Here is an 18,209-nt window from a genome sequence, read left to right as displayed (position 1 = left end):
AGTTTAATAACTTTATCCAGAAATCGTGCCAATCTGGATTTTAACAGGGCAGTATTTAAAGCAGTTTAAAAATTATGACACTCTGGAGATCTTACATAAATGAGTATAAGGCGTATTTGAAATTGGAAAGGGGATTGTCAGAGAATACCATCATGAACTATGTTTATGATATTGAAAAGCTGCTGGCCTATCTGGAAACGAGCGGTCTGAGCATTTCTCCGGTAAATATTGACGAACTGACGATACAGGAATTCATATATGCCATTTCCGGAACGGTTAATGCCCGTTCGCAGTCAAGGCTTATTTCGGGATTAAAGAGCTTTTTTAATTATCTGATCTTTGAAGGGTATCGGGAAACAACACCTTTGGAACTGATTGAAATCCCCAAAGTGGGGAGAAAATTACCGGACACGCTTTCCACTATTGAGATTGATGCGTTAATAAAAGCGGTTGATCTGTCCAAAAATGAAGGAGAACGCAACCGGGCAATGCTGGAAACGCTTTATAGCTGCGGTTTGCGGGTTTCGGAACTGGTCGGGTTGAAAATTTCGGATCTCTTTTTTGACGAAGGCTTTATTAAAGTTACCGGTAAAGGAAATAAACAGCGTTTTGTCCCGATCGGGGCTTCTACTCAAAAATATATTGTGTTCTATCAGGAAGGCATCCGGAACCACCAGCAGATCAAAAAAGGATTTGAGGATACTTTGTTCCTGAACAGAAGAGGAGGGCAGCTCACGCGGGCGATGATCTTTACGATAATTAAAGACCTGGCCGTGAAAATAAATCTCAATAAAACAATCAGCCCGCACACGTTCAGGCACTCCTTTGCGACACATTTGCTGGAAAACGGGGCCGACTTACGTTCGATCCAGATTATGCTCGGACATGAGTCGATAACAACTACCGAGGTCTATATGCATCTAGACCGGAAACATCTTTCGAAAGTACTGCATGCATTCCATCCCCGGAAATAACGGTACCGATTATAAATAAAAAAGCATTTCAAAATTTTGAAATGCTTTTTTTATCATTTAATGTAAAGTGAATGCGATTTGTTATTTGGCAATATTTACCGCTCTTGTTTCACGGATAACAGTAATTTTTACCTGACCCGGATAGGTCATTTCTGTCTGGATTTTTTGAGAAATATCAAAAGAAAGTGTTGAAGCCATTTCGTCGCTCACTTTTTCGCTCTCTACAATAACACGTAGTTCACGTCCGGCCTGGATAGCATAAGCGTTTTTAACACCGTTGAATCCGTAAGCGATATCTTCAAGATCTTTCAAACGCTGGATATAAGAATCCAGTACCTGACGTCTTGCACCTGGTCTTGCTCCTGAAATAGCATCACAAACCTGGATAATCGGTGCGATTAACGATTTCATTTCGATTTCGTCGTGGTGTGCTCCGATAGCGTTGCATACTTCTTCTTTCTCACCGTATTTTTCAGCCCACTGCATCCCTAAGATAGCATGCGGAAGTTCGCTTTCTGTTTCCGGTACTTTTCCGATATCGTGAAGTAATCCGGCTCTTTTTGCCAGTTTTACATTTAAGCCCAATTCAGCTGCCATGATACCGCAAAGTTTTGCTACTTCTCTGGAGTGTTGTAATAAGTTCTGTCCGTAAGAAGAACGGTATTTCATACGTCCGACGATTTTGATCAATTCAGGGTGTAATCCGTGAATTCCTAAATCGATAACGGTACGTTTACCAACTTCGATGATTTCATCGTCAATCTGTTTAGCAGTTTTAGCTACCACCTCTTCAATACGTGCCGGGTGAATACGTCCGTCTGTTACCAGTTTGTGTAATGCCAAACGGGCAATTTCACGGCGAACCGGGTCAAAACAGGAAAGGATAATTGCCTCAGGAGTATCATCAACGATGATCTCTACTCCGGTAGCAGCCTCTAATGCTCTGATGTTACGGCCTTCACGTCCGATAATACGACCTTTTACATCGTCCGATTCAATGTTGAATACAGAAACGCAGTTTTCTACAGCCTCTTCTGTTCCGATACGCTGGATCGTGCTGATGATGATCTTTTTAGCTTCCTGCTGTGCGGTTAATTTAGCCTCTTCAATAGTCTCCTGAATGTGGGACATTGCGCTGGTTTTTGCCTCAGCTCTCAGACTCTCCACCAATTGATTTTTAGCTTCATCAGCAGAAAGACCGGAAATTACCTCAAGCTGTTCTACCTGGCTTTTGTGTAATTTTTCAATCTCCTGTTGTTTTTTGTCTAATACGTCAATACGGTTGTTGTAATCTGTAGTTTTGGTCTCTAATTCTTCGTTAGCTTTTTTGGCTTTTGCTAATTCGTTTGATACTTGTGATTCTTTGTCGCGTGTTCTTTTCTCTGCTTCAGCAATTTTCTTGTCGCGACCTAAAATTACCTGTTCGTGTTCTGCTTTTAATTCAATGAACTTTTCCTTAGCCTGAAGGATCTTATCCTTTTTTAGGGCTTCCCCTTCTGTTCTTGCGTCTTTTAGGATGGATGAAGCATCTTTTTTTGCATTTTTAATCAATGTGGAAGCATTGATCTTTTCTAAATATTTTGCAATTCCAAAACCTATCCCTGTTCCTGCGATACAGCAAATAATTATTATCAATGTTGTGCTCATAGTATGTTGAAAATTATATATAAAAAAAGCCTACATTAGGGTTATTGCATAAACTCGTAAAGACAAGTTTTGAGTTAACTCGTTGTTCAAGGATCTGTTCTGGACAGCTTGCTTTAGAAACGATGATTCACCCATTTTAATTTGTTAGTGTTGAGTTTATCAAATAGGTACTAATGTAGGCAGTATCTTAATCTATTTTAAAGAACGTGATTTATTTAGACAGAATCGAATCCAATTTGTCATTCATGTTTTTTAGGCGTTCAAAAGCTTCCTGAAAATCAACTGATTTGTCAATCTGTTTTTGTTCTACCTGCGAAGCAAATTGTAAGGCACACATGGCTAAAACGTCCTGTTTATCGCGCACGGCATAGTTTTCTTCAAATTGCTTGATCATTGTATCTATCTTGCGGGAAGCACTTCTGAGTCCTTCTTCCTGGGCATAATCTACTGTTAGCGGATATACCCTGTCTGCAATTGATATTTTTATTTTTAGCTTGTCATCCATAAGGCTTTCTAATCAGAAAGTTGTGCTATACAATAATCAATTTCGCGTATTAATGAATTTATTTTGAGTTTCGTTTCTCGTTTATTTTCTTCACTGCCCAATAATGAATTCACCATTTTTAAATTGTCGTATTGTTCTTTTAATACGGTAATTTCTTCTTTCTGGCGATTGATTAGCGCTGTTGATTTCGATATTTCATTGCGTAACTCCTGGTTTAATTTTTCCAGCCCTTCGATTTTAACGATAAGCTTGGAAAATTTATATTCAAGAGAATCAATAATTTCCGACAATCCATTCATTGCAGACTAATTTCATTATATGATTTTACAAAGTTAGTATTCCTGATGAAAAAACCCAATAGTTTTACTAAAAAAAACGAAAAACTTTAGCGGGTTTTGATAATAAATTGTTTTATAGTTAGTTAAGTTTTTGCGGTATTTTCGAATTGTTTTATATTTGTTTTTTATTATATTAGCCTAAATTCGAGTTATGAGACTGCTGTTATTTTTACTGTTCCCCTTTTTATGTTGCTTTAGCCAGAATCAATATCCGAAAGATTATTTCAGATCGCCGATGAACATTCCGTTGTTTTCTTCCGGTACTTTTGGAGAATTAAGAGGCAATCACTTTCATTCCGGATTGGATTATAAAACACAGCAGCGCATCGGATTGCCCGTTTTTGCAGTGGCAGACGGCTATATTTCCCGGATAAAAGTTTCTACATTTGGCTACGGCCACGCACTTTACATTACCCATCCGAACGGGTTTACTACCGTTTACGGGCATCTATCGGCCTACGAAGGCAAGATCAGGGAATATGTAAAAAAGAAACAATACACCCAGAAAAAATTTGAAGTGGAATTTTTCCCCACAGCAGCCGAATTACCGGTTGTTAAAGGCGATCTGGTCGCTTTTTCCGGAAATACCGGAGGTTCCGGCGGGCCGCACCTGCATTTTGAATACCGGGATACCAAAACAGAAAAAACACTGAATCCGCTTTTGTTCGGGTTAAATCAGGAGCTGGTCGATACCAAAGCACCATCCGTAAACGGTATCGTGGCCTATTCGGTTAGCGATGATGCCGTGGTTAACGCTTCGCAGCGTCCGATAGTCGTTGCGCTTTCGCTGCAAAAAGACGGAACCTATCTTGCCGGTAAAATTGCTGCCAAAGGCGACATTGCTTTTGCGCTGGATGCTTACGATACTTCAGATAACAACTACAGTAAAAACGGAGTTTATAAAGTGGAAACTTTTTTAAACGGAGCCAGGCTGTACGGTTACCAGTTTGATGCCTTTTCGTTTGACGAATCGCGCTATATCAATAACTTCATCGACTACGAAAGGTATAAAAGGACCAAGCAGCGCTATCAGAAATTGTTTTACAAAAACAGTTACCCTTTTTCGATTATTAGCGGAAATGCTAAAAACGGACAGATCAGCGTTAAAGACGGGGACAATTTTACCTATAGAATTGAAGTGTCCGATTTTAATAACAACAAAACAATTATCAACATTCCGATTGCCTATTCCGGCCTGGAAGCAAAGTATTTAAGGGAAGATGTTAAAACGCCTTACTTTATTAAAGCCAGTAACGACCATAACTACACCAGGGACAATATTTCCGTTTTTATTCCGGCAAATGCCTTTTACGATGATTTCTACCTGAACTTTGATGTGAAAGACAATGTGCTTGACCTGCATGACGATACGGTGCCGGCGCATAACAATATTACGATAACCTTTGATGTGAGCGGGATTCCCAACCTGGATCAGAAAAAAACATTTATTGCCCGGATGGACGGTGCCAAAGCGGAATATTTTACAACGACCAGAAAAGGCAACCTGTTTTCGATAAAAACAAAAGATCTGGGTAAATTCCTTCTGATGACGGATACCGCCGGACCGCGAATCTATAAACCGAATTTCGCAACAGGAAGTACAATTGATAAGCTGGACACGATTAGTGTTTACATTCAGGACGATTTGTCGGGTATAAAAGAATACAACGGTTACCTGAACGGTAAATGGATACTGATGAAATATGATTACAAAACCAAATTGTTAGTACACGATTTAAGCGATATGATTTATGATGAAGGACGGAATGATTTAAAAATTATTGTTTCTGATAATATTGGAAATTCTACTACCTTTGAAACTCATTTTTTTAGAAATTTAAAAACTACCCCACTTGAGAAAAATAATTAATTTCCTTGTTATCTGTGTTTTTTTTATTGGTTATGCCTCCTATTCACAAACGGGACGTGTAAAAGGAATTCTTTTAGATGAAAACAATAAGCCTATTGAAAAAGCAACTATAAAAGCCGGATCTGCCTCTTCACAATCGAATGCCAACGGTTTTTTTCAGATAACGATACCCGCACATCAGAAAATAACAATAGAAATTTCGCATGTGAGCTATAAAAAGGCGACAACGGTTATCGAATTGAAACCCAACGAAGATTATGAACTCAATGTGGTTTTAAATCAGCGTCAGGAACAATTGGGAGAAGTGATTGTTACCGGTGGCGGACGAAAAAGAGTAGAAGGGATAACGGTAATTACACCGGAAGTAATACGAACCATACCGGGGGCTAATGCCGGAATTGAAAACATCCTGAAAACATTACCCGGCGTCTATTCGAACAATGAACTGAGTACCCAGTATGCGGTTCGCGGCGGGAACTACGATGAGAACCTGGTTTATGTAAATGAAATTGAAGTATACCGTCCGTTTTTGATCCGTTCCGGACAACAGGAAGGATTGAGTTTTACCAATACCGAGATGGTACAAAATGTGGATTTCTCTGCCGGAGGTTTCCAGGCAAAATACGGCGATAAATTATCGTCTGTTTTAGATATTACCTACAGAAGACCAACGAAATTCCAGGCGGCTTTGGATGCCAGCCTTTTAGGCGGAAGTGCCACAGTAGATATGGTTTCCAAAAACCAGAAATGGAGCAGTATTACAGGAGTGCGTTACCGCGACAACAGCCTGCTGGTAAAAAGCCAGGAAACGGAAACAAACTTCCGGCCTACCTTTGTGGACGTTCAGACTTTGGTTAATTTCGATGCCTCTACAAAATGGCAATGGAGTTTCTTGGGAAATATATCGCAAAACCGTTACAACTATCAGCCGATCTCACGTCAGACGAACTTTGGAACAATAGATAATCCTATAGCCTTGCAGGTTTTTTATGACGGACAGGAGAAGGACCGTTATCTGACCCTTTTCGGCGCTATCAAATCGGTTTATCAGGTGAGTGATGAATTCAAACTGAAATTTATCGGTTCAACCTACCACACACAGGAACAGGAACATTTTGATATACAGGCACAATATGCTCTGGGAGAAGTGGACAGTAACATTGGTTCGGATACTTTTGGCGATGTGGTGTATTCCCGTGGTGTCGGTTCGCAGCTGAGCCATGCCAGAAACGATCTGGATGCATTAATTGTAAATGCAGAAGTAAAAGGTTTTCACGCTCCTAAAGAAAGTGACCACCAGGTAGAATGGGGGCTTAAATATACCCGTGAAGATATCCGGGACAGAATAGTGGAGTGGGAAGCGATCGATTCGGCAGGTTTTTCATTGCCGGCGCCTATTTTGGGTATTCCGCACGACCAGCCATACACACCTTATACCGGGCCGTTAGCGCCTTATCAGAACATCAGAGCGACAAACTTTGTGAAGATCAACCGTTTTTCAGGGTATGCCCAATGGAATTACCGTGGCGAAATGGGAAGCAGCCAGTTTTGGGTGAATGCCGGAGTGAGAGCACATCAGTGGCAGGTTTCCGGTGATAATATTACCGATGGTGACAGCCAGTTTGTAATTAGCCCGCGCGCACAGTTTGCCATAAAACCGGATTGGGATATGGACATGCTTTTCCGTTTATCGGGAGGATTATACCATCAGCCGCCTTTCTACAGGGAATTGCGGGATGCTAACGGTGTGGTACAGCCCAATGTGAAAGCGCAGCAGTCCGTACATATCGTGTTGAGTAACGACTACAGTTTTAAAATGTGGGGAAGACCGTTTAAGCTGGTTTCGGAAGCCTATTATAAGAATCTGACAGATGTGAATACCTATACCATTGATAATGTGCGGATTCGTTACAGTGCTAATAATGACGCGACAGCCTATGTGTATGGAGCCGATTTCCGACTGAATGGCGAGTTTGTTCCGGGAACGGAATCCTGGTTCAGTTTCGGATACCTGAAAACAGAAGAAAATCAGGATGGAAAAGGGTATATTGCCCGTCCAACCGACCAGCGTTTAAAATTCGGATTGCTTTTCCAGGATTATATGCCTACGATTCCGAACCTGAAAATGTACCTGAATATGATTTACAATACCGGACTTCCGGGCGGTTCTCCTGCCTATGCCGATCCGTATGACTACCAGCTGCGTTTAAAAGACTATAGAAGAGCAGATGCCGGTTTTTCGTATGTATTTAAAGATGCAAATATAAAATCGGCTAAAACCTGGCTAAAACCATTTAAAGAGTTTACACTGGGCTTTGAAATCTTTAACCTGTTCAATAATCAGAATGCGATTACCAATACCTGGGTTCGCGATGTTTATACAAAAAGCCAGTACGGAATCCCGAATTATATGACCACAAGAACTTTTAATTTAAAGTTGAATGTAAGATTGTAGTTCCAGCTTAAAAGTTTTATATTTGAATGACCATTTAATTTCAGAAGATGAAAAAGATTGTAACATGTGCCGTTTTGCTTTTGTCGTTTCTTTTTATAAGTTGTAAAGAGGAAGTCAAAAAACCTAAAGTAATTTATGAAGAAGCTAAAAGTGCTGTGAACGGTCAGGTGAAAAGGGATTCTTCTCAGATTAAGATAGCTGATTTGCCCATTTATATGGAGGGAACCAAATACCTGATCCATGCTATTGGCGATATCCGTGTATACGATGGACCAAGCAGCAGTTATGGTTCCAGTAAAACCAACTCGGTGAGCTATGCGATTTCAAATTACAACCGTTTTGAAATCACCGGTTATTTCCAGAATCTAAAATTTCAGCACATTGACTCTACCGCGCTGCATTCGTTAACGGACAAGGCGATTCAGATTCAGACCGCTACTTATCTTAATACAATCGCTGATAAAACCAAAAAACAGATCCTGGTTTATTCGTTGGTAGATGCCGATACGAACCGTGATAATAAAGTAGATGCCAATGATATTAAAGCGTTATACGTGAGTAATATTAACGGAACGAACTTTACCAAACTGTCTGACGATTTACAGGAACTATTGGACTGGAATATTGTGGAAGTTCAGAACAGGCTTTATTTCAGAACCATTGAGGATATCAATAAGAATGGTGCTTTCGATAAAAAAGATACCGTACACTATTTTTATGTAAACCTGTTGGATAAAGAGTGGAAAGTAGAAGAGTATATGCCGATATAAAACCTAAATCAGGATATCGCTTTCCAGATCCGATTTTTCAATCGTAATATAATCATAACCGAGTTTGGTAACCAGTTCGATTACCAGTTTCTTATACCAGTTTTCCGATTTAGGATGAATGTAAACCTTTTCAATCAGGGTGTTGATGTTTACATTTATCTTTAAACCTTCATTAATGGACATTTTTTGGGAGGTAAGATCCGAAATGATCCGGATTTCCTTTTCATACTGAAAACTTTTTCTTTTAAACAAAAAAGGGAAGAAAGCATCGTCAAAAGGAATGTACTCCTTTTTATAGTCAATATAATTCACCTCGCCAATATACTGCTCAAAATGCTTTTCCGGAGCCAGCGCTTCTTTAAGCCTGCCGATGGTAGACTGGATGGCTAAACCTTCGTTGTTTTTGGTAAAAATTTGCCACATCGCGAAAGATTCGTATTCGTTGGTGTGCCAACTGCTGATAACGACATTTTCACGATGTGACTTATAGTATTGCAGAAATTTAGGATTGTTTTCTGCTATTTTTTTAATCTCTTCAAAAGTCGGTTCACTAAAAGTACCTTCATACTGATCTTCAAACTTATCGGAACGCGACATAAACATTTTTTGATACAGTAGTAAATCCAGAAATTTCGACAAGTCCAGATATTTCCAGATAATAGTATCCGGATCTTCAGGAAGCGTTATGTTCGGAGCGTTTCTGTACATTAAAAATGTTTTATTCGAAGGACTGCATCATAACCAGTTTGGAATACGTACCGTTTAAGGCTAAAAGCGAGTCATGGGTACCTTGTTCTACAATTTCTCCTTTTTGCATTACCACGATCATGTCTGCTTTTTGAATCGTAGACAAACGGTGGGCAATAACAACCGAAGTTCTGTTCTGCATCATGTTTTCCAGTGCCTGCTGTACCAGTCTTTCGCTTTCGGTATCCAATGCGGAAGTCGCTTCATCCAGGATCATGATCGGAGGATTTTTCAATACGGCTCTGGCAATAGATAAACGCTGTTTCTGTCCGCCGGATAATTTGTTACCGCTGTCCCCGATATTGGTTTCGATACCGTTAGGAAGATCTTTTACAAATTCATAAGCGTTGGCAATCTTTAAAGCGGCAATGATTTCATCATCGGTAGCGTCCAGTTTTCCTAACAGGATGTTGTTTTTAATGGTATCGTTAAACAAGATACTGTCCTGGGTTACCAGTCCCATCAAACCGCGCAGCGAATGCAGGTCGTAATCCTTAATATTGATATTGTCAATTTTTACAGAACCTTCCTGTACGTCATAAAAACGCGTCAGCAAATTGGCAATAGTACTTTTTCCGCTTCCCGACTGTCCAACCAAAGCAATGGTTTTTCCTTTCGGCACTTCAAGGGAAAAGTTTTTCAGTACATTCTCCTCTTCATAGCGGAAGTTGATGTTCTGTATGCTTATTTTGTCTTCAAAGGTATCTTTCTTAATCGCTTTGGCGTTATTTTCAATAGGATTTTCCTGTTCTAAAATTTCAAGCACACGTTCTGCAGCAGCATTCCCTCTTTTAATATCGTAAGAAGCTTTGGAAATCGCTTTGGCAGGCGTTAAAATGTTGTAGGCAAGTCCCATATAGGCGATGAATTGCGCGCCTAATAACGTTTTTTCTACTAAAACCATGTGTCCGCCAAACCATAAAAGAATCGCAATGACCATGATTCCCATGAATTCGCTCACCGGGGAAGCCATATTCTGACGGTTCATGATTTTGTTTGAAAGTTCAAAATAACGATCGGTCGAAGTACTGAATTTTTTATTGAAATAACTTTCGGCTGTAAACCCTTTAATCACTTTCAGTCCGCCTAAGGTCTCTTCAATAATGGAAAGAAAGAAACCCTGTTCCTGCTGGGCTACAGAGGACTGCTTTTTTAAACGCTTTCCGATCAGAGAGATGATAAAACCCGATACCGGAATAAAAATAAAGACAAAAATGGTTAGCTTAACGCTGATCACCAGCATGGCAACAATTGTGAAGATAATCGTTAGCGGCTCCTTGATAATTAATTCCAGGATGGATAAATAGGAACCCTGTACTTCCGCCACGTCCCAGGTGATTCGGGATATGGTGTCGCCTTTTCTTTTTTCTGAAAAAAACGATAACGGCAGTTCCACTGCTTTTTTATACATGGCATTTCTTAAATCGCGCAGCATTCCGTTTCGAAGGAAGGTTGCGAAAAAAAGTGCCATATAATTGAACAGGTTTTTAAGTAAGAAAATCGAGATAATGATCACCACCAGTACACCCAGTGTATAATCCAGACCTTTGGCTTCGGAGGTGGTGGTGACGAAATAATTAAAATAATTTTCTGCGTACGCTTTAATGTTTTCAATTCCGGTGTATTGCGGTATTTCGGTAACTTTTTTGGTTTCACCGAATAAAACCGATAACATTGGAATTAATGCCATAAACGAAACAGTACTGAATAAGGCATACAGTACGTTGAATAAAATATTCAGGTACGCATATTTTAAGTACGGAATCGCAAAGCGGAATATTTGTTTAAAGTAAGTCATTTTTAAGATAAATTCATTCCTGATATTATATTCTTGATTTTGTCGTCCAGGAATGCTTCAGCTTCAACAACATCATCAATGCTTTCTATGGCAGCATTTACGCTGAAATAGAATTTTATTTTTGGTTCTGTACCGCTTGGTCGGGCACAAATTTTACTACCGTCTTCCAGATAATAGATTAAAACATTCGATTTGGGAATACTCAAGGTTCCTGTTTCGTCTGTAAAAAGATTTTTTGTTGTCGAATTTTGATAATCTTCAATAAAAACCACGCGCTCTCCGTTAATTTCTTTTAGCGGATTCTCCCGTAAAGCAACCATCATTTGTTTGATCTCGTTAGCGCCTTCAATACCTTTTTTCGTGATTGAAATTAAATGTTCTTTATAGAAGCCAAAATCAACATACATCTGCAGCAGTTCCTCATATAGGGAAGCGCCTCTTTCTTTTGCCTGAGCGGCAATTTCGCAAACCAGTAACGTAGCGGTAACGGCATCTTTATCGCGAACGGCATCGCCCACCATAAAACCGAAACTTTCTTCGCCGCCGCCAATAAATTTCTGATCCGGGAAGTCTTTGATCATTTTAGCGATCCACTTGAATCCGGTAAGTCCTACTTTGCATTCAATGCCATAGGCAGAAGCTAACTCCAGCATCATTGGTGTGGATACGATGGTAGAACCAATAAATTCGGTTCCGGTTATTTTGCCCTGTTTTCGCCATTGTTTCAAAAGGAAATGGGTCATAACCACCATGGTCTGGTTACCGTTTAATAAGATCAGTTTGCCTTCGGTATTTCTAACGGCAACGCCTAAACGGTCACTGTCCGGATCGGTTCCGATAACAATATCGGCATTTGTCTTTTCGGCCAGTGCCATAGCCATTGTTAAAGCTTCCGGTTCTTCCGGGTTTGGTGATTTTACCGTTGGGAAATTCCCGTCCGGTTCGGCCTGTTCCTTAACGATCTCAACATGAGGGTAGCCGGCTTTTTCCAAAACATCCGGAACTAATTTTATAGACGTTCCGTGCAGGGACGTAAAAACTATTTTCAGCTTGTCTTTTGCCGTAGCCGGAGTGTTGAAACTGGCATTTTCGATAGCGTTATTGATAAAAGCATCATCAATGGCGGTATCGATATATTCAATTAAATCGTTATTGGCTTCAAAGCGGATCTGATCGTAATTCAGTGCTTCAATGGTTTCAATGACCTCCTTGTCCTGAGGTGGAACCAGCTGACCTCCGTCCTGCCAGTACACTTTATACCCGTTGTATTCCGGCGGATTGTGTGAAGCGGTCAGTACAATTCCGGCATGACAGCCAAGATGTTTCACCGCAAAAGACAATTCGGGAGTGGGACGCATGTCTGAAAATAAATAAACTTTAATTCCGTTGGCAGAAAAAACATCGGCAACCACTTTTGCCAGAGTATCGCTATTGTGGCGGCAGTCATAGGCAATCGCAACTTTAAGGGCTTCACCCGGAAAAGAAATCTTCAGATAATCCGATAATCCCTGCGTGTTTTTCCCTAAGGTATATTGATTGATACGATTGGTTCCTACGCCCATAATCCCTCTCATTCCTCCGGTTCCAAATTCCAGGTTCTTGTAGAAACTGTCTTCCAGCTCTTTCGGAGCCGAAGTCATCATTTCTTTGATTTTTTCCTGGGTATGCTTGTCAAATGTTGGCGTTAACCAGACATTTACTTTATCTAATATGTTTTGTTCAATGTGCATTGCTGTTCAACTTTAAAGTTTGTAAACAAGAATCAGGTATTCACTTCATTGGAAATTTTATACCGCTCTTCATTGTTTTTGGTACGGAGAATAATTTCGCCTAAAAATCCGGCTAAAAACAGTTGTGTTCCGATAATCATCGTAGTCAGCGCAATATAAAACCAGGGATTGCTGGTTACTAAAATGGTGTGCTGATGGTGGTACAGCCTGTAAAGCTTTATAAAACCAATGTATCCGGCCGATAAAAAACCAATCAGGAACATTAAAACTCCTAAAGCGCCGAAAAGGTGCATCGGGCGTTTTCCGAAGCGGGATAAGAACCAGATGGTAATCAGGTCCAGAAAACCGTTGATAAAACGTTCCATACCAAATTTTGTCGATCCGTATTTACGGGCCTGGTGAATAACGATTTTTTCACCAATTTTTCCAAAACCGGCGTTTTTTGCCAGAACCGGAATGTAACGGTGCATTTCGCCCGAAACCTCAATATTTTTAATAACGATGTTTTTATAGGCTTTTAGTCCGCAGTTAAAATCGTTCAACTGAACGCCCGATGTTTTTCGGGCAGCCCAGTTGAATAATTTTGAAGGTAAATTTTTGGCTACCACAGAGTCGTAGCGCTTTTTTTTCCAGCCCGAAACCAAATCGTAGTTCTGGCTGGTAATCATATTGTATAATTCGGGAATCTCGTCAGGACTGTCCTGCAAATCGGCATCCATAGTGATGATAACATCACCGGCTGCTTTTGCAAAACCGGCATGCAGCGCCTGCGATTTTCCGTAATTTCGTAAAAAACGAATTCCTTTTACATTCGGATTCCGGGCAGCTAACTGCTCAATCAATTGCCAGGAACTGTCGGTACTGCCATCGTCTATAAAGATAACTTCATAGGAGTAATGGTGGGCAGTCATAACTTTTGAAATCCATGAATGCAATTCCGGAAGTGATTCACTTTCGTTTAGTAAAGGAATTATAATGGATAAATTCATTTATTTTATTATTCTAAAGTATTGGTTCTATTCTTAAAAATCAGCGCTAAAATTGCTCCAAAAATGGCACTGAAAACAAGACTGAATACCAAACCTTTTAATTGGCTTACAATACTATAGTTGTCTGATTCTTTTAATTTTTCAACCGTTTCTTTTATCGTTGCAGTCGGAGTACTGAATTTTCTAAGCATGTCAACCGTATAATCAATAGTCAACTGGCGAATAGTGTCTTTAGCAGCAGGATCGATATAATTAAATAAAATAATATTGAATACTACAGAAAGCGTTGCTCCTATAGCGGCCGCTAAAAAATAAACGGTAAAAGCCTCTTTAAAAGTGATACTTTTGTTAAGCTCTTTTTTTGTTTTGGAAACAACCCATATTCCCAGAATCAGGTATATCACAATACTTGAAATGCCAATCATCGGATTCACAAATAAAGAAATGTCGATAGCGTATATCAGAGTTGTTACTAAAATGGAAAAGATACCCATTATCAGGCCGAAATTAATCCCGTTTTTTTTAATGATACTATTCATAAATTTTGGTTTAGGTTAATTAATTTACAAATATAAGAATTACCTTTATAGGATAGCTAAAAAATATAGCTGGCAGCTACTTAAAAAAATAGGGCTAAAGATTTGATATTTCAAAATTAGTTGTACATTTGCAACCTGAAAATAAAAAAGTTTATAAACAAAAAGTTGTGAGACGTTTATACCTTTTTGAAAAATAGAAGCTTCAAAACGGATTACAGCCACAAATAAAGATTTATCATGAAAAAAGGAATTCACCCAGAAAATTACAGATTAGTAGCGTTTAAAGATATGTCTAACGAAGATATCTTCATCACAAAATCTACAGTAGAAACTAAAGAAACTATCGAAGTTGATGGTGTTGAATACCCGGTGTACAAAATGGAGATCTCCAGAACTTCTCACCCTTTCTACACAGGTAAATCTAAACTTATCGATACTGCAGGACGTATTGATAAATTCAAAAACAAATACGCTAAATTTAGTAAATAATAAGTGTTCAAAAAATAAGAAAGCCTTCCATTCCGGAAGGCTTTTTTTATTTTTATCTGACCGAAACTTTGTAACTTTGGTACATTCTAATCTTGAACAGATACAAATGAACTACATACTTTTTGATGGAACGGTTCGCGAAGCGTTACTTCCGTTTACTTTTACCCGTCCGGTAGCCGATATTCGAATCGGGATTCTGACCATTAGAGAAAAATGGGAAAAACACCTGGGGTACACTACGACCACCTTAACGGAGGAATATTTAATGGAAAAATTCCCGATGGTGGAAATGGAAGCGAACATTATGATTAATGCTTCCTTTTTGCCCAATGAGATACTGACGGAAATGGTGGTGAATCTGGAACCGAATCAGGCTATTTTTCACAAGGATGATGTAATCGCTTTTTATACGCAGGATACTCAGGAAGAAGTAGATTTTGATTCGTATGAAATTATCGAATACACAAACGATTGTATCAAAATAGAACACACCTGGGATATTTTTCAGAAAAACGATATTGCCCTTCGTGAAGATTTCGAATTGTTAACCGAAGGCAGAACATCACAGCCCATTCCAAAAAGTGTGAATGTTATTGCGCCGGAAAATATTTTCCTGGAAGAAGGCGCCAAACTGGAATTTGTAACATTAAATGCAGCAACCGGTCCTATTTATATTGGTAAAAATGCTGAAATAATGGAAGGTTCGGTTATTCGTGGTCCGTTTGCTCTTTGTGAAGAAGCACAGGTAAAACTGGCTACCAAAGTATATGGCGCAACAACTGTTGGGCCGCACTCCAGAATTGGAGGAGAAGTGAATAATTCGGTACTGTTTGGCTATTCGAATAAAGGACATGACGGATTTTTAGGAAATTCGGTTTTGGGAGAATGGTGCAATATTGGTGCCGACAGTAATAACTCCAATTTAAAGAACAATTACGAAGAAGTAAAACTGTGGAGCTATGAAACGGAAGGATTTGCTAAAACCGGACTACAGTTTTGCGGATTGATGATGGGCGATCACAGCAAATGCGGGATCAACACCATGTTCAATACCGGAACGGTTGTGGGGGTGAGTACAAACATCTTCGGAAGCGGTTTCCCGAGAAATTTCGTGCCGAGTTTTTCATGGGGCGGAGCAGCCGGTTTTACCACCTATATTACCAAAAAAGCTTTTGATACGGCTAAAATTGTAATGTCAAGACGCAATGTGGAATTCACAGAACAGGATGCGGCAATTTTAGAACACGTATTTGAGGAAACCAAAAAATGGCGAAAAGAATAATAGGATAGTAAGACCTTAAAAATAGGAAACCACAACTGTAATAACGGTTGTGGTTTTTTATTTTACGGCTGTAAATTTAACGATTCATAAAGAAGTATCTCTAAAATAAAAAGTACCTTTAATGTAATTTTAATACTAAAAATAGCATAAAATGTATAGAATTGAAAACGACCTGTTAGGGGACTTAAACGTTCCTGAAAATGCATATTATGGGATTCAGACCCAAAGAGCGATTGATAATTTTCATATTTCGGGCGTGAAGCTGTATCAGTTTCCGGAATTTATAAAAGGACTGGCTTATGTGAAATGGGCTGCTGCCGAAACCAATTTTACATTGGGACTATTGGAAGAGAAATTAAAAGAGGCGATTGTTAAGGCTGCCAAAGAAGTGATAGACGGGAAGTTCGACAAGGAATTTCCAATCGACATGATTCAGGGTGGTGCCGGAACATCGACAAATATGAATATTAACGAAGTGATTGCCAACAGGGCTTTGGAGCTGTTGGGGCACCAGAAAGGCGAATACCAGTACTGTTCCCCAAATGATCATGTTAACCTTTCGCAATCAACCAATGATGCGTATCCGACATCGATAAAATTAGCCACGATAAATGCCAATATCCAGTTAATTGAACATTTAAAATTACTGATTGCCGCTTTCCGTAAAAAAGGAGAGGAGTTCAAAACGGTATTAAAAATGGGAAGAACCCAGTTACAGGATGCGGTTCCAATGACCTTAGGGCAGGAATTTGAAGCGTTTGCGGCAAACCTGGAAGAGGAAATTGCCCGGTTAAACCAAAATTCGGCGTTGTTTTTTGAGATCAATATGGGAGCGACAGCCATTGGAACCGGATTGAATGCCGTTCCGGGATATGCCGAGCTTTGTGCGGAGAACCTGGCGAAAGTTTCCGGGCATCCGTTTGTTTCGGCGCCTAACCTTATTGAAGCCACACCGGATACCGGTTCGTATGTGATCTATTCTTCGGCATTGAAAAGAATGGCCATTAAAATTTCTAAAATCTGTAACGATTTGCGCTTGCTGTCTTCCGGACCGCGCTGCGGATTTAATGAGATCAACCTGCCACCCATGCAGCCGGGTTCGTCCATTATGCCGGGGAAAGTAAATCCGGTAATTCCGGAAGTGATGAACCAGGTTTGTTACCGTGTTATCGGGAACGACCTGACGGTAACGATGGCTGCCGAAGCGGGTCAGCTACAGCTGAATGTTATGGAGCCGGTGTTAACCTATGCCATTATGGAATCGATGGCTTTACTGGCGAACGGTATGGACACACTGCGTCTTAAATGTATTGACGGTATTACGGCAAATGTGGAGCATTGCCGCGAAATGGTACTGCACAGCATTGGTATAGTAACCGCATTAAATCCGTATATCGGGTATAAAAACAGTACCAAGATTGCCAAAGAAGCTTTAGAATCTGGTAAAAGCGTGTATAATCTGGTTTTGGAACACAACATCCTTTCCAAAGAACAGCTGGATGATATTTTAAATCCGGAAAACATGCTGGCACCCAAACGATAAATCCGGGTCATAAAAAAAGCCTCATCTTTTGATGAGGCTTTTTTTATAGGAAGCGGTTATTATTTATCAATTCTAAGGAATTCACCGCTTTTGTTGAATTTCAATTCAAGACCGTTGTCCAGATCCACTTCATAATCCCAGGTACCTTTGTCGATTTTTACAATCGAAGCCCCTTTGTAGTTTTTCTGGATATACGTTACAATCGTAGCAGGTACTACAGTGTTTGGGATAGGTCTTTCGTTTCCGTCAATTTCTTCCCAGTTGCCTTTTCGGTCAAACTCGATTTCGGTACCATCAGCAAGCTGTACTTTATAATCCAAAGAGAACGTTTCTTCGTCTTTTAAAATATAATTAGGCGTTTGCTTCGGAAAATGTTTCTTCAGGAAATCCTGTGCGGTAGCCGGTAACTGAGACAGTGTGATGTTCGATTTTTGAGCATTTGCTGTTACTCCTGTAAAAAGCGTAAATAAAATAATAAGGCTTGCAAAACGGAAATTTGATAATGTTTTCATATTTGATTGATTTTAATATTT

The 18,209-nt window shown here is 39.7% G+C and carries 16 protein-coding genes and 1 other RNA gene; 7 read left to right on the top strand and 10 right to left on the bottom strand.

Annotated elements, in window-relative coordinates; genetic code table 11:
• Window positions 1-74: 74 nt before the first annotated feature.
• Entirely contained in the window at window positions 75-974 is a 900-nt protein-coding gene (gene xerD / locus HW120_RS17480) for a site-specific tyrosine recombinase XerD (RefSeq protein ID WP_177735996.1), read from the top strand.
• An 81-nt stretch (window positions 975-1,055) separates the two neighbouring features.
• Here xerD and rny read toward each other — a convergent pair whose 3' ends face one another.
• From rny to HW120_RS17460, 4 genes are all read right to left on the bottom strand, one after another.
• Window positions 1,056-2,621 carry a ribonuclease Y gene (gene rny / locus HW120_RS17475; protein WP_177735993.1) on the bottom strand — a complete coding sequence of 522 codons (1,566 nt, stop codon included), beginning with the start codon at window positions 2,619-2,621 and terminating at the stop codon, window positions 1,056-1,058.
• A gap of 50 nt (window positions 2,622-2,671) precedes the next feature.
• Window positions 2,672-2,777, bottom strand: a non-coding RNA gene (gene ssrS / locus HW120_RS17470) — 6S RNA.
• A 55-nt stretch (window positions 2,778-2,832) separates the two neighbouring features.
• Window positions 2,833-3,126: a cell division protein ZapA gene (locus HW120_RS17465; RefSeq protein ID WP_177735990.1), complete on the bottom strand. Its 294-nt coding sequence runs from the start codon at window positions 3,124-3,126 to the stop codon at window positions 2,833-2,835.
• An 8-nt stretch (window positions 3,127-3,134) separates the two neighbouring features.
• Entirely contained in the window at window positions 3,135-3,425 is a 291-nt protein-coding gene (locus tag HW120_RS17460) for a hypothetical protein (protein WP_177735987.1), read from the bottom strand.
• A 190-nt stretch (window positions 3,426-3,615) separates the two neighbouring features.
• Here HW120_RS17460 and HW120_RS17455 point away from each other — a divergent pair, with 190 nt between their 5' ends.
• Genes HW120_RS17455 through HW120_RS17445 form a run of 3 tightly spaced genes read left to right on the top strand, consistent with a single transcriptional unit; the run spans window position 3,616 to window position 8,559 of the window.
• Window positions 3,616-5,334: a M23 family metallopeptidase gene (locus tag HW120_RS17455; protein ID WP_177735984.1), complete on the top strand. Its 1,719-nt coding sequence runs from the start codon at window positions 3,616-3,618 to the stop codon at window positions 5,332-5,334.
• The gene (locus HW120_RS17450; protein ID WP_246297013.1) at window positions 5,318-7,789 is read left to right on the top strand and encodes a TonB-dependent receptor; all 2,472 of its coding nucleotides are present in this window, start codon (window positions 5,318-5,320) and stop codon (window positions 7,787-7,789) included. The genes HW120_RS17455 and HW120_RS17450 overlap by 17 nt, the downstream gene beginning before the upstream one ends.
• A gap of 47 nt (window positions 7,790-7,836) precedes the next feature.
• On the top strand, window positions 7,837-8,559 hold the full coding sequence (locus HW120_RS17445) for a hypothetical protein (RefSeq protein ID WP_177735981.1): 723 nt from the start codon (window positions 7,837-7,839) through the stop codon (window positions 8,557-8,559).
• Window positions 8,560-8,562: 3 nt separating this feature from the next.
• Here the strand turns inward: HW120_RS17445 and HW120_RS17440 are convergent, their stop codons facing one another.
• The 5 genes from HW120_RS17440 to HW120_RS17420 are packed head-to-tail and all read right to left on the bottom strand — an operon-like array spanning window position 8,563 to window position 14,362.
• Window positions 8,563-9,267, bottom strand: a complete 705-nt coding sequence (locus HW120_RS17440; RefSeq protein ID WP_177735979.1) for a hypothetical protein — start codon at window positions 9,265-9,267, stop codon at window positions 8,563-8,565.
• A 10-nt stretch (window positions 9,268-9,277) separates the two neighbouring features.
• Window positions 9,278-11,104, bottom strand: a complete 1,827-nt coding sequence (locus HW120_RS17435) for an ABC transporter ATP-binding protein (protein ID WP_177735976.1) — start codon at window positions 11,102-11,104, stop codon at window positions 9,278-9,280.
• 2 nt (window positions 11,105-11,106) lie between these two features.
• Window positions 11,107-12,834 carry a phospho-sugar mutase gene (locus tag HW120_RS17430; RefSeq protein WP_177735973.1) on the bottom strand — a complete coding sequence of 576 codons (1,728 nt, stop codon included), beginning with the start codon at window positions 12,832-12,834 and terminating at the stop codon, window positions 11,107-11,109.
• A gap of 32 nt (window positions 12,835-12,866) precedes the next feature.
• A complete protein-coding gene (locus HW120_RS17425; protein WP_177735970.1) occupies window positions 12,867-13,823 on the bottom strand; it encodes a glycosyltransferase family 2 protein in 957 nt (318 codons plus the stop codon).
• Between the two features lie 8 nt (window positions 13,824-13,831).
• Window positions 13,832-14,362: a DUF4199 domain-containing protein gene (locus HW120_RS17420; protein ID WP_177735967.1), complete on the bottom strand. Its 531-nt coding sequence runs from the start codon at window positions 14,360-14,362 to the stop codon at window positions 13,832-13,834.
• A gap of 237 nt (window positions 14,363-14,599) precedes the next feature.
• On the opposite strand from HW120_RS17420, the gene HW120_RS17415 reads away from it, so the two are divergent.
• The 3 genes from HW120_RS17415 to aspA all read left to right on the top strand — a co-directional run bounded on the left by HW120_RS17415 (window position 14,600) and on the right by aspA (window position 17,676).
• Window positions 14,600-14,851, top strand: coding sequence for a type B 50S ribosomal protein L31 (locus HW120_RS17415; RefSeq protein WP_177735964.1), 252 nt, complete (start codon window positions 14,600-14,602; stop codon window positions 14,849-14,851).
• Between the two features lie 106 nt (window positions 14,852-14,957).
• Window positions 14,958-16,133 carry a GlmU family protein gene (locus tag HW120_RS17410; RefSeq protein ID WP_177735961.1) on the top strand — a complete coding sequence of 392 codons (1,176 nt, stop codon included), beginning with the start codon at window positions 14,958-14,960 and terminating at the stop codon, window positions 16,131-16,133.
• Window positions 16,134-16,284: 151 nt separating this feature from the next.
• A complete protein-coding gene (aspA, locus tag HW120_RS17405) occupies window positions 16,285-17,676 on the top strand; it encodes an aspartate ammonia-lyase (protein ID WP_177735958.1) in 1,392 nt (463 codons plus the stop codon).
• Between the two features lie 59 nt (window positions 17,677-17,735).
• Here aspA and HW120_RS17400 read toward each other — a convergent pair whose 3' ends face one another.
• A complete protein-coding gene (locus HW120_RS17400; RefSeq protein WP_177735955.1) occupies window positions 17,736-18,188 on the bottom strand; it encodes a PepSY-like domain-containing protein in 453 nt (150 codons plus the stop codon).
• Window positions 18,189-18,209 lie beyond the last annotated feature (21 nt).

It is taken from the genome of Flavobacterium inviolabile, from assembly GCF_013389455.1.
Taxonomy (GTDB): Bacteria; Bacteroidota; Bacteroidia; order Flavobacteriales; family Flavobacteriaceae; genus Flavobacterium; species Flavobacterium inviolabile.
Note: the sequence above shows the minus strand (reverse complement) of the source record. Positions and strands in the feature narration are given on the sequence as shown.

What these genes read in the sequence shown, in the direction of transcription:
- xerD (WP_177735996.1), top strand. Translation starts at nt 75, where the DNA reads ATGACACTCTGGAGATCTTACATAAATGAGTATAAGGCGTATTTGAAA.
- rny (WP_177735993.1), bottom strand. Translation starts at nt 2,621, where the DNA reads ATGAGCACAACATTGATAATAATTATTTGCTGTATCGCAGGAACAGGG.
- HW120_RS17465 (WP_177735990.1), bottom strand. Translation starts at nt 3,126, where the DNA reads ATGGATGACAAGCTAAAAATAAAAATATCAATTGCAGACAGGGTATAT.
- HW120_RS17460 (WP_177735987.1), bottom strand. Translation starts at nt 3,425, where the DNA reads ATGAATGGATTGTCGGAAATTATTGATTCTCTTGAATATAAATTTTCC.
- HW120_RS17455 (WP_177735984.1), top strand. Translation starts at nt 3,616, where the DNA reads ATGAGACTGCTGTTATTTTTACTGTTCCCCTTTTTATGTTGCTTTAGC.
- HW120_RS17445 (WP_177735981.1), top strand. Translation starts at nt 7,837, where the DNA reads ATGAAAAAGATTGTAACATGTGCCGTTTTGCTTTTGTCGTTTCTTTTT.
- HW120_RS17440 (WP_177735979.1), bottom strand. Translation starts at nt 9,267, where the DNA reads ATGTACAGAAACGCTCCGAACATAACGCTTCCTGAAGATCCGGATACT.
- HW120_RS17435 (WP_177735976.1), bottom strand. Translation starts at nt 11,104, where the DNA reads ATGACTTACTTTAAACAAATATTCCGCTTTGCGATTCCGTACTTAAAA.
- HW120_RS17430 (WP_177735973.1), bottom strand. Translation starts at nt 12,834, where the DNA reads ATGCACATTGAACAAAACATATTAGATAAAGTAAATGTCTGGTTAACG.
- HW120_RS17425 (WP_177735970.1), bottom strand. Translation starts at nt 13,823, where the DNA reads ATGAATTTATCCATTATAATTCCTTTACTAAACGAAAGTGAATCACTT.
- HW120_RS17420 (WP_177735967.1), bottom strand. Translation starts at nt 14,362, where the DNA reads ATGAATAGTATCATTAAAAAAAACGGGATTAATTTCGGCCTGATAATG.
- HW120_RS17415 (WP_177735964.1), top strand. Translation starts at nt 14,600, where the DNA reads ATGAAAAAAGGAATTCACCCAGAAAATTACAGATTAGTAGCGTTTAAA.
- HW120_RS17410 (WP_177735961.1), top strand. Translation starts at nt 14,958, where the DNA reads ATGAACTACATACTTTTTGATGGAACGGTTCGCGAAGCGTTACTTCCG.
- aspA (WP_177735958.1), top strand. Translation starts at nt 16,285, where the DNA reads ATGTATAGAATTGAAAACGACCTGTTAGGGGACTTAAACGTTCCTGAA.
- HW120_RS17400 (WP_177735955.1), bottom strand. Translation starts at nt 18,188, where the DNA reads ATGAAAACATTATCAAATTTCCGTTTTGCAAGCCTTATTATTTTATTT.